Origin of the sequence: Secundilactobacillus folii (assembly GCF_009720675.1) — a bacterium.
GTDB classification, from domain to species: Bacteria; Bacillota; Bacilli; order Lactobacillales; family Lactobacillaceae; genus Secundilactobacillus; species Secundilactobacillus folii.
On record NZ_WNJO01000006.1, the window covers coordinates 180,340 to 193,099 of the forward strand.

At 48.9% G+C, this 12,760-nt stretch carries 3 protein-coding genes; all 3 read left to right on the forward strand.

Going from position 1 to position 12,760, the window contains the following annotated elements:
- Positions 1–559: 559 nt before the first annotated feature.
- Complete coding sequence (locus GM612_RS06725; RefSeq protein ID WP_155431616.1) at positions 560–2,164, forward strand: glycosyltransferase family 4 protein; 1,605 nt, start codon at positions 560–562, stop codon at positions 2,162–2,164.
- Positions 2,161–3,672: a glycosyltransferase gene (locus tag GM612_RS06730; protein ID WP_155431617.1), complete on the forward strand. Its 1,512-nt coding sequence runs from the start codon at positions 2,161–2,163 to the stop codon at positions 3,670–3,672. Before GM612_RS06725 ends, GM612_RS06730 begins: the two co-directional genes overlap by 4 nt.
- Before the next feature lie 196 nt (positions 3,673–3,868).
- A partial coding sequence (locus tag GM612_RS06735) for a KxYKxGKxW signal peptide domain-containing protein (protein WP_155431618.1) occupies positions 3,869–12,760 on the forward strand: 8,892 nt, incomplete at its 3' end.

The window sequence follows — 12,760 nt, forward strand, 5'->3', positions numbered from 1 at the left end:
TTAAAGTAAGGGTTCTCTGTAATAATTCGATGGATTGCCCTTGAAAAGTGCTTGTTAATCGCATATAATCACATACAAGAGCAGTATCTCTGGGATGATATCAGCGGGATATTGTTGAATTAGGGATAGGTTATTTTATGATAATTGCACCTGCCATTTATGTCGAGTGTTATAAATTGGAGCTTTAGTAGTGGGGTATACGTACTGAATTATCCGTTTAGGAACGGTTTTAAGTTTCACTTGAGGTAGTCTCGTTATAATCATGTAAAATGTGAGTTATCAGTCTTTTGGAGGAGATTGATACTGATGTTTATTTTGGATACTACCCACCTTTATGACTTATAAATTAAAAAGCGGACAGTTCAATCATACTGTATGCTTAAGGGGGAAAGCACTATGATTACTTATAATAACTTTAATATTCATGTTATTCTTCGTGAGATGACTCACGAACTTAAACTTCATCGTTGCACCTGAAACCCAATTGGACGTGGTTGATATCAGTAGTAACGACTGTTGGTTTTAAGTTTGTGGTTTTGCTGCCATTTGGAGGGATAACATGATTTTTTTTATCAACGCAACGATGCAAAAACAAAAGTCCGGTATTGAGCACGCCGAACTAAAACGATTTGAACTCTTTAATGCTCACCATGTCGACTCACGGTTCCTGATTCGAGACTGGGATCCGGCACTGCATGATAATACGAAATTAGCTGGAATTCCTGACGAAAACCTAATCGGCATGTTTGATTATTTTCAGCAGGCAACTCACGTTAAGCCAAAGAGGATCACTATTGACGATTTAGATTTTGGCGTTTTAAACATCCATGCTGATCCGGACCTGCCTAATAATCGGTCATTGGTGAAGACCGCGCAGGGGCAACTGGTCGCCCGTGTAAATTATCGTGAAGACCATGAAACCGTTCGTTCAGTGGAATTATTTGACGGTTTTAACAATCTATACCGGGTGGATAATTACGATACCCGGGGATTTATCAGTTTGTCGCAAATGTATACGCCAGATAATAAGGTTGGGACCGAAGTTTGGCAGACGCCAACCGGTCACGTTGTTTTGGAAACGTTCAATCGTGCAGATGCTCAGGGTAAAGTTCAAAAGAGCGGGTGGCGGTTGACCGATGCTGACGGCACCATTCGCGTGTTCGATACGATTGAAGAATTGACAGCGCACTTCTTTAACTTAATGAATGAGAAGTTTTGGAGTGTTAAGCAACCAAATATTTTCATTCTTGACCGTTCTCACTTAGGTGACTGGGGCTTACTACAACTGAAGAAGCCGGCATACACCGTTATGCATTTGCACAACTCGCACGCTGGTGACGCCCAGGAACCGATGCATTCGATATTGAATAATAATTATGAATTTGCAATGAACGCCTTGGATAGTTATGATGCGGTGGTTTCTGCCACCCATAAACAGACCCACGACGTCGAAGCCCGGTTCCATCCGATTGCCAAGTTATTCACCATTCCTGTCGGGGTGGTTTCTCAAGAACTGCTAGACGGCCCGCGGGTACCCGTGAAGGATCGCCAGTATGGTAAGGTGGTCGCCTTCGCACGAATTGCTTGGGAAAAGCATTTGGACGACTTGGTCAGAGCTGTTGGGATCGTGCATAAGGAAGTGCCTGAAGTCAGCTTGGACCTTTACGGTTACGCCGATGCTTCCGACAACTACCGTGCACGACGGGCGGTTGAAAAAGCAATCAAAGAATATGATCTGGACGGCGTGGTGACCATGAAGGGGTACACTACCGAAATTGATAAAGTTGAAAACCAAGCGATGATGTTTGGCTTGACTTCACGAATGGAAGGCTTTAACTTAGCCGTTTTGGAAGCCATCTCACACGGTCTGATCTCGTTTAGTTACGATGTCAACTACGGACCAAACGAAATCGTCGAAGACGGCGTTAACGGCAACGTGGTGCCATTTAACGATTACAAAGCGATGGCTGCCGCAATGCTAAAAGTGCTGAAGGATCCGAAATTAGCTCAGAAATACTCAACGGGGGCTTACGATTCTTCGGAGCGTTACTCACCAGCAAACGTCTGGAATGCTTGGCAAAGCCTGATCGATGACGCCAACCAGATCTGGCCAACTAAGTTAGCAGCGGCCCACATGTCAGCGCAGGAAGGGGTAAAGCAATGAACTATTCAGTGTTAGAAAATATTTTTACTTATAATTCCGGCACCGAGCATTCGGCCATTAACCGGACGAAACTGTTCAATGAAAATGGCATCGAAGCTAAGATCCTGACCCGCAACTACAACCGCTTCCTGGCACATGACATGCAGTTAGCAGGGGTTGATCATCATAGTGTCATCAACATGTATGACTATTTTCAAGGGACCACGGATGTGGCACGTAACGAGCTGCCATTGCGGTTAGCTAAACAATTTCCGTTAGACGAATACCATATCGTGGCTGAGAATGCCAACTACTCTTGGCTGAAGCGAGCCGGTCAAAATATTGGTAAGATCGAAGTTCTGCCGGGGACAGTGGGCTTAATCAGTTCAGTGACTTACTACGACCGGTTCAATAATCCTACAGTTCGTGAAAATTTTGACTGGCGCGGCTTTAAATCATCAATTGATTATTTCCACATGAACGGCGAGTTAGGTACGCAGGTCTTTTTGAACTTGAAGGGTGATCCGGTTTTGGAGATCACGCACATGAACATTAACGGGAAACTGTCCCCGACCATGTGGAAACTGCTAAATTACAAGGGCAAGAATTACCGTTTCAATTTTGAAGACCAGCTGTTCCTGTTCTTTATTAACGAAGTAGTTGCCAATGATCCGGAGGCGGTTGTCGTTTCTGAACGGCGCAATCTAGATTACGTGGTCGCGGATGTTAAAGCACCACAACGGGTGGCCTTCTTCCACGATAGCCATTTATTGAATCCAACCGATGGGCCTAAGAGCAAGATCAAGCCAATTTATCAGCAGGTATTGGTTAATCAAACGGCTAAGTTCAGTGGGGCATTTGTTTTGACCGAACAGCAAAAACAAGAGCTCAATCAGCAGTATCCAAATTTGAACGTTAGCGTAGCACCTGATATTTACGTTTCAGATGACGACTTGAAGCTTGGCCAGACGGCGGAACGGCAACCGGTTATCCTGGTCAGTGGACGGCTTGCACCTGACAGACGGCCGTTTGACGTGCTGAAGATCTTCCAGCAAGTTCACATGGCGGTACCAGCCGCCGAACTGCATTTTGCCGGTTATCCCGCTTCTCCAACCTACCTTGATCAACTTAAGGATAAGGTGAAAAACGATCACCTGGAAGATTCGGTTAAGTTTCTGGGCTACCTTAACCGTAAAAAACTGAACGATGAATACGCGACGGCCAGCGTACTGCTCAACACCTCGCTCAACGAGGGCTTGGGCATGCACATGGTTGAAGCCCGCGGGTTCGGATTACCAGTTGTCAGTTACGACGTCTTGTATGGCCCGAAAGTTCTCATTGAGGATGGGGTCAACGGCAACCTTGTCCCGGATGGCAGGACCCATGCTGCAGCCAAGGCGATTACGACATTATTAACGGATTCAGATAAATGGTCACAGATGCATCGTTCAGCGCTTAAAAAAGCTCAAGCTGACCGGGCAGACAATGTGATCGCACACTTTGAAGATGGCGTTGCTGCCAGTCGGTAATCGGCTTGGCAGTCTTTGCGTCAATTGAATAAATGATTTAGTCACCACTTAAGGAGGTGGTAGGAGTTAGGCATTGATCTTTTGGGGTTAATTTTATAGTTGTTAGTTTCTCTTTTAGAAATAATGGTGCGGAAAGCCGGTTATTATTTCTAAGTCTTATACGAGCAGGCAAATATTTCGGGGGTAATTTTTTCTCATGATGAAATGGATTAACGCAAAGCGTGATCCGCATGCCAAAGATACGCACTTTAAGATGTATAAGGTTGGACGAAGATGGATCTTCGCTTCAGCTTTGATCGTCTCCCTTTTGGGCGGTGCGGAAATCACACAAACACGGGCACTTGCGGATACCACTGTTGCACAAACCGCGACTGTCGCGACATCAAGCAGCGCGTCAAGCTCCGAAGCAGCGTCCTCCTCGGCGTCTAGCGAAGCTTCTAGCGCAAGTTCTGATACTGCGACCGCAGCTACCAGTGCCTCCTCAGACACTGCTAGTTCAGTTTCGACAACGTCAGATTCGTCGACTTCTTCAAGCGATAAGTCAACGACATCTTCAAGCTCGACAAACAGTGTGTCGAGTAGTTCAAATACTGGTACTTCAGATTCAAGCACAACCAAGTCTGGGGCATCAAATGCAACTTCATCTGATGCGACTAAATCTGGTGCGACAACTTCAGATAGTACCAACAGCAGTTCAGCTAAAAAAGTAACAAAAGTCGACGCAGCTGCCTCAGTTGGCACTACTAACCAGACTAATGCGTCTTCTTCTGCGACTTTAGCAGCTAGTTATGCCACTGCAGCTCAAGAGTATATGAGTGCCGCGGGGGAAAAGACCAACCAGTATGCTTCCCTTGCTAACAGTGTTGCTCAGCAAGCTGCCATTCAAGCTAGTTTAGCTGAGTATTACACCAGTAATGCGAGTTATGCAGAGAGTAACGGTGATACTTCTGGTGCTAACTCAGCGGCTGTTAAAGCCTCGACTGCCGCTTCCTTAGCTGCTTCGTACGCCATCGAAGCACAGTCATACACCGCTAACACCTTGTCTGATGCAGCTTCGGCCTTTATTACCCAAGCTACATCACTGGCATCCAGTGCTTCTGCTACTAATATTGCTAATTCGGCCTCAACTTTAGTTGCTAACTCGGCTGCATCTAGCGCATACAATGCCACCCAGTACAGTCCAGCAAACAACTCAGCTTATAACGATTACGTCAGTGCATCTTCCGCCGCAACTGCCACTAGTGTTGCTGCTAATTCATCAGCATCATTAGCTTCAGCTATTGCGCAACAGGCAGTCTCTGCAAGTTCAGCGGCTGCAACCGAAGATGCAATTGGCGCGTATGCAGCACTTTCACAAGCGCGGATATACGCAACAATGTTACAAGCCCAGTCAAGCAGAATAGAAGATTCAGTCGCCTTAGCTCAGTCGTATGCTACTGATGCTAATACAACCGTCATTGCCAGTTTATCAAATAGCGCAGCGGCTTCAAACAGTACAGCAAGTTCAGCTGCTAGTGCTGCTAAGAGTGCCGCGAGTGCCGTTGGGACATTTGGTGGTAACTCACAGGCTGCTGAATACGTCACAGCTGCAAGCAGTGCCGCCGTTAAGACGAGCAGCGCGGCTTCATTAACTGCATCGTACGCTGATCAATCAGCTGCGAATGTTTCTGCTGCTTATTCCTTGGCTGTTAAGGCATCATCGGCTGCTGCCAGTGCAGTTGCCGCGAATGCCATTGCGCAATCAAACGCCAGTTTAGCCGCTGTCTTTGGTGCGGCTTCATTAGCAAACACCGCTGTTGCAAGTGGTGCGACTGGCACGCTGACAATTGCCGACGATACGATCAATTTAGGCTCATCAGCTTCAATTACGGTTAACGTTGATGATTTTGGAACGATTGCTTTTAGTAATTACGGACCAACATCAGTCAACATTACCTGGTCCTATTCAACCGATGGTCAGACTTGGCAGAATGCTAATACACTGAGTGGCTTTAACGGTGCAACTAGTGTAGATACGACATCTGGTCAAACGTCAGCTAGTGCGACTGCGACTTTTGATCCCGCTTACTCAGGTACTTATTATTTTAAAGCAACTATTAGCGGTCAAAAGAGTTCAGGACCCTGGAGTGACACCTCATACACCACTACGACCGCGACTAGTGTGTTGGCCGTTTCTAATTCTAACGGTTCATATCCAAGTCAAGCTGCTAGCTCGGCTGTTCAAGCAAGCAGTAGCGCTAATAACGCTGCTTCAAGCGCAGCGTTAGCAAGTAGTGCAGTTGCTAATATGTCGGCAACAGCTAACTTAACGGGTATCACTACTTCATATGCGGCAAGCGTAGCCACTTCTGCTGCTACTCAAGCAACCAATCAGGCTAGCTCCGCTTCGCTCAGTGCCTCTCAAGCTAAGAGCGCAGCAACGGCAAGCAGTTTAGCTAACGCAGCCGGCAGTTATTCTGCAGCTAGTTCATACGCTGTAGCTGCCAGTTCATTTGCCGCACTTGCTTCATCAGCTGCTCTAGCTAATTCAACTGCTGCTTCAACTGCGACCAGCTATGCTAAGACAGCGCTGATAAATGCTAATTCTGAAAATCCTAATTCAGCGACGACAGCTTACATGGTTTCGAGTGCTGCAAGCACTGCTAATGCTTCAGCAACAGCAGCAAGCACTGCAGCCTCGTTAGCAAATTCTCAGGCGGCTAACGTTGGTAATGCATTTGCTCAAGTATCCGCTGCATATACTTCTGCAGCCTCGGCATATAGAACAACTGCTTCTGATGCTGCCTCAACCGCTCAGAGTTACGCTACTGCAGCTAGTGTAGCCGCTTCTAATGCAGCGACTGCAACTAACGCTTCTACAGCTGTTGGTTTCGCTACAAGTGCAGCAACATACGCTAGTCTCGCTTCAGAAGCTCTGATTAGCGCCAACGCCGCAGAATCTGCTGCTATGCAGATCATTACCGATAACCAATCGGCTGCGTATACGTCTGCTGCAACTGCTGCAACTTCAACGGCCGCAACGACTTCCACTACAGCCCAAGCTGCAACTAGTGTGGCATCATCAGTTGCCGCCGTTACTGGAAATACAGTTCTGGCGAACTCATATGCGTCTGCTGCTACTAGCTATGCTTCTGCAGCATCAGCCTTTACGGCTCAAGCTTCGGTTGCATCTGCGTCGGTTAAAGCTAACTTATCTGCTGCTAACACGGCAATGCTAGCGAATAACCTCGTTGCTGCTAGTTCATATGCTGCTGCGGCTAGTTTGGCTGCTTCCAATGCAACTGCACTAGCTAGTTCAGCGGTTAGTGCCGCGACTGCAGCTACTTTAGCTGCTTCTAACGCAGTCAACTATACTGATGGTACTAGTGATGATAAAACTGCTGCTGGGTATGCACCATCCCTATTTGGTTACTTCTTCTGGAATGGTCAGTATTATGAGATGACCAGTTCTACAACTGTAGCTACGGGAGGACAAACGGTTTCGCTTTCAGCTGCATGGGCTGATTTTTCTGGTCTCCTTGTTAACCTTAATGAAGATGTTTCATGGCAGGTCCAGGTTCAGGGCAATTGGATATCACTGGATGAAGCAGAGGCTGAAGGTTATATCGGTTCCTACAGCATCAGTAACTCCCGCTCTGGTAACTTAACGGCAAATCAAAAGACATATTCAAACTTAACGTTTACGACCGGTAACAAGGCGGCTGCATTGCGTTTTCAAGTTGCTTGGGATAACCTTTCTCAATGGTTCACTTTGGAAGGTACTCAATATTCAAATATTGGCGAAGTTGATATTGTTGATAACCAGGTCAAGGCTACTAATGTCGCTGTTTCTGGCTCAGACTATCTGGTTAGTGGTATGACTGACCAGTACACTGCCGTTACTAATCCAAGTAATGCCAATGGTGCCGTGACATGGATCAGTAGTGACCCAAGTATTGCGACGGTCAATGGTTCTGGACTGGTTGAAGCCATTGCAAACGGTGTGACAACCATTACCGCTACAGTGACTAATTCCGATGGCACTACCGTTTCAGCTTCGAAGTTATTAACTGTTGGTAGTGGATTGACCGATCAAACCGTTAACGTTGGTAGTTCACTTAACTGGGCAATTCAAGATTCAGAATTGAGTAACTATTCCGGAGCCACTTATCAGTGGTACAAGAATTCGACGGATAGCACGACTGGTGGTACCGCTATTGCGGGTGCAACCGGGACTTCATTGTCGTTATCTGACATCACCACTGCGGACGCCGGTTACTACTATGTTTCGATGCACTATTCCGTTAATGGTCGCAGCGATACCGTTTACTTTGGACCTGCCAAATTAACTGTCAACAGTGCCTATGCTTCAGAAGCTGCTAGTTCAGCATCAGATGCTGCAACTGCTGCATCCAATGCTAGCTCATTTGCCGATACTGCTACTAACTTTGCTAGTTACGCTTCTACGGCTGCCGGTTCTGATGCCGCGTCAGTTAGTTTAGCTAGCCAAGCCACAGTTGCTGCATCGGAGGCTAACTCAGCTGCTAGTGATGCTGCTGGATTTGCTACCGCTGCTTCTACTGCTGCCTTAAATGCTGCTTCAGCGGAAGAAATGGGTCTGTACTCAGCTGCTTCGTCGTCGGCGTTAGTTGCTGCTAGTCAAGCTAGCCTAGCAAGTTCCGCAGAACAAGTAGCTTCAAGTGCTGCTTCTGCAGCTTCGATTGCCGCAGCTCAGATCGCCATTCAGGCATCCAGTGCGGCAACATCAGCCGCTAACAGCTTTGCGACCGATGCTGGGAAATACGCCCAAGCAGCGTCATCTTCAGCAAATCAGGCTAATATCTATGCGGGTAATGCTAACGCAGAAGCATCGACACAATTGAATCCGGCAGCTAAATCTGAGAGCCAGGTTGCCAATAGCGCTGCTGTCGTAGCTGCTAGTGCCGCTTCCGCTGCTGCAAGTGATGCCGTATTAGCCTCTAGTGCTGCTTCCGCCGGTGACCGAAATGCTGCATCGACCGCTACTGCTGCCGCCTCTACCGCAGCCTCTGTTGCTGCTAGCGAGGCCGTGGTTGCATCCAGCGCCTTTGCAGCGGTTAAAAGTATCGGTGCCGCTGACGTTAAGGCTTCAGTGACTAGTTCTGTAACAACTGCAAATAGTGCAGCTGCATCAGCTTCTTCTGCAGCTGACATTGCTAACTCCGTTGCTGCTGCTCTAGGTAATAGTAATGCTGCTGCTAATTCCACTGCTGCAATTGCCACTAGCGCTGCGTCGACTGCTGCTAGTGAAGCGTTAGCTACTTCAACTGCTGCCAGCCTGGCCGTTACTCAGTCACTTCAGTCTGAGGCTGAACGTTACCGGCTCGAGGCTCTTTCTGGCGCTTCCTATGCTGTCAGTGCCGCTGATGTGGCCGCTAGTGCTGCTACCACAGCACTTAACTTGGCTTCCTCCGCAGCTGCTACTGATGTTGCAAACGCACAAACAGCTGCATCAGCTGCTGCAAGTTCAGCTGTTGTTGCTTCAAGTGCCGCAAATGTGACAAACTCCGCCGCAACTGCATTTCCAAGCAATACCGACATTACCGCTGCTAATTCAACAGCCACTAGTGCCGCTAAGGTTGCATCTGCTGCCGCTTCAACCGCTTCTGATGAGGCCTTAGCTGCATCTAGTGCGGCTACAACCGGCGATTTAACAGCCGCTTCTAGTGCAGCCTATGCTGCTAACTCTGCAGCTGTTATCGCTGCTAACGCCGCAAGCACTGCTTCAAGCGCTGCTTCAGCTGCTAAGGATTTAGCTAATTCGTTAGCTTCCAGTGCAGCTGCTAGTTCAGCTTTGAAGGCCAGTGAAGAAGCATCAGGTGCCGGAAGCTCTGCTCAGGTGGCCTCAAGTGCTGCAAGTGTCACTAGTTCCGCTGCCGCTGCCAATTCTGGTAACGCCGAAATTAGTGCTGCTAACTCTACGGCTTCCACGGCCGCTGCAACTGCATCTTCTGCTGCAGCCGCTGCTTCGAGTGCTGCTTCTGTAGCTTCAAGTGCTGCTGCTTCTGGTGATATGACGGCCGCTTCCTCTGCTGAAGTTGTTGCTTCGAGTGCTGCAGCCGCAGCTTCGGAAGCCGCAACAACTGCATCGAACGCTGCCAATAGTGCCGCAAGTTTAGCTAGCTCAATTGCAGCTTCTAGCGCTGCCTCAAGTGCCGCTGCAAGCCTAGCTACTCAAGCTGGCAGTTATGCCACTGACGCGTCGAATTCAGCTCATACGGCTTCAGTTGCCGCTGATCAAACAAGCTCCCTTGCTGCTGCAAATAGTGGTAATAGCGAAATCACAACTGATAACTCAGTCGCTGCCAGTGCTGCTGCAGTAGCTGCATCGGCTGCTAGTGACGCTGCAAATGCTGCCACAACAGCTTCTAGTGCAGCTTCAGCAGGCAATCAAGCAGCTGTGACTGCAGCCGAATCAACCGCTGCCAGTGATGCTGCCGTTGCCTCCGCTGCTGCTGCTCAAGCGACATCAGCCCAAACGGATGCGACTAATATTGCTAACTCACTTGCATCGAGTGCTGCTTCTAGTGCCGCTGCAAGTTCAGCAAAACAAGCTAGCGAAGATGCATCAGCTGCAGAGAGTTCTGCAAATGCTGCATCGAGTTCCGCTAACGTTTCAAATTCAATTGCAAATAATAATTCATCAGACGTTGCTATCAGCATGGCTAATTCGATTGCGTCCAGTGCTGCCAGTGTTGCAACCAGTGCTGCCAATGCCGCTTCGAATGCCGCTGCTGCCGCTTCAACTGCCGCTGCAAACCATGATTCGTCTGCAGCAGCCTCAGACGCAGTCATTGCATCGAGTGCTGCCAGTTTGGCTTCGGATGCCGCAGTTAATGCAAGTAATGCGGCTTCCACTGCAACCAGTGTAGCAGCTCACAACCAAGCTTCGAGTGCTGCCAGTGCTGCCAACACAGCATCTAGTGCCGCATCGACCGCTAACGCTGCTTCTTCTGTTGCTGCCAGTGCCGCATCAGGTGATCCAGCTGTTAGCTCAGCAGCTAACCTTGCTTCGAGTGCTGCCAGCGTTGCAGCTAGTGAGGCTTTAGTTGCCTCAAGTGCTGCAAGTGTTGCTTCGAGTGCCGCTTCAGCAGGTGATTTAAACGCTGCTTCTAGCGCTGCAACAGTTGCCAGCAACGCTGCTTCAACGGCGACGAGTGTCGCTCAAATTGCCACTAGTGCTGCTAGCGATGCTTCAAGCGCTGCCAGTGCATTTGCATCAAGCGCAGCGAATAGCTATGCGTCAAATGCATCTAGCTCCGCCACGATTGCTTCCAGTGCTGCTTCAACTGCTTCGGCTGCGTCATCAGTTGCTTCAGCTGCTTCGGTTGCCGGTTCAGGTAATTCGGATGTTAGCTCCGCAGCTAGTGCCGCTTCCAGTGCAGCTAGCGTAGCTTCGAGTGCTGCCAATGTTGCTTCGAGTGCTGCTAGTGCAGCTTCGAATGCTGCTACCTCTGGTAATTCAAGTGCTGCATCAAGCGCCGCAAGTGTTGCCTCGAGTGCTGCTAGCTTAGCCTCAAGTGCAGCTTCAGTAGCCTCAAGTGAAGCCAGTGTTGCTTCGAATGCTGCTAGTTCGGTTGCGTCAAGCGCCGCATCCAGTGCTGCCTCGAGTGCCGCCACGAATGCTGGGAGTTATGCAAATGCCGCAACGAGTTCAGCTAATGCTGCTGCTAGTTCCGCATTGGTAACCAGCAGTGCCGCTCAGAATTATCCGAGTGATTCGGTAATTAATTCGGCTAACGCTGTTGCTCAAAGTGCTGCAAGTGCAGCCTCAAATGCTGCTACAACTGCTTCAGCTGCAGCTTCAGAAGCTTCCAGTGCTGCTTCAGCAGGTGATCAAGTGGCTGCTTCATCAGCAGAAGCCGTTGCATCGAGTGCTGCTACGGTTGCTTCAACCGCTGCATCAACTGCTTCTAGTGCTGCTTCAGCTGCACAACGTGAAGTAAATGTCTTAGATTCCAGTGCTGCTGCAAGTTCTGCTAACCAAGCTAATAGTTATGCTTCGGATGCTGCAACTTCGGCTAGTGAAGCTTCAAGTTCGGCAAATTCAGCTAGTCAGATCGCTAACAGTTCAAATAACGCTGAAGTTAGTGCTGCTAATTCAACTGCTCAAAGTGCTGCAAGTGCAGCTTCAAACGCTGCTCATGACGCTTCTGTTGCTGCTTCAATGGCCTCCAGTGCTGCTGCTAAAGGCAATTCTGGAAGTGCATCATTAGCAACCGATATGGCATCTGAAGCTGCTTCAGATGCTGCTGACGATGCTAGTGTTGCTTCAAGTGCTGCAGCTCATGCTAAAGATTTAGCAAATTCGTTGGCTACCGATGAAGCTTCTAACGCTGAAACATCGGCATCACAAGCTGGTAGTTCAGCAAATGCTGCTTCGACTGCTGCTAATGAAACAAGCTCAGCAGCTGCTAGTTATCCAAATAACTCAGCAATTACCTCGGCTAATACCACAGCACAGGCTGCTGCTAACTCCGCTGCATCATCAGCAAGTTTGGCTAGTTCCGCTGCTGCCACTGCTCAAACGGCCGCTGCTTCCGGCGACGAAAGCTTGGCATCCAGTGCTGCAGCTACTGCTGCCAGCGCTGCTAATGATGCTTCAAGTGCTGTAAGCACCGCAGAATCAGCTGCCACATTGGCATCTAGTGTTGCCAACTCATTAGCTTTGAGTGCTGCTAGTTCCGCTGCCACGAGTTCAGCAAACGCTGCCGCTGCTTCTGCTTCAGAAGCCGGGAATTCAGCGAACGCTGCTTCGACTGCTGCCAGTGAAGCTAGTTCTGCAGCTGCCAACTATCCAGACAATGCTACGATCACGACTGCAAACAGTGCCGCACAAAGTGCTGCCACTGCTGCTTCTTCATCGGCTAGCTTAGCTAGTTCCGCTGCTGCAACTGCTCAAACGGCTGCTGCTTCGGGTGATCAAAGCTTGGCATCCAGTGCTGCTGCAACTGCTGCCAGTGCTGCAACCGATGCTTCGAACGCTGCAAATACGGCTCAATCAGCTGCCACATTGGCATCCAGTGTTGCCAACTCATTAGCTTTGAGTGCTGCTAGTTCCGCTGCCACG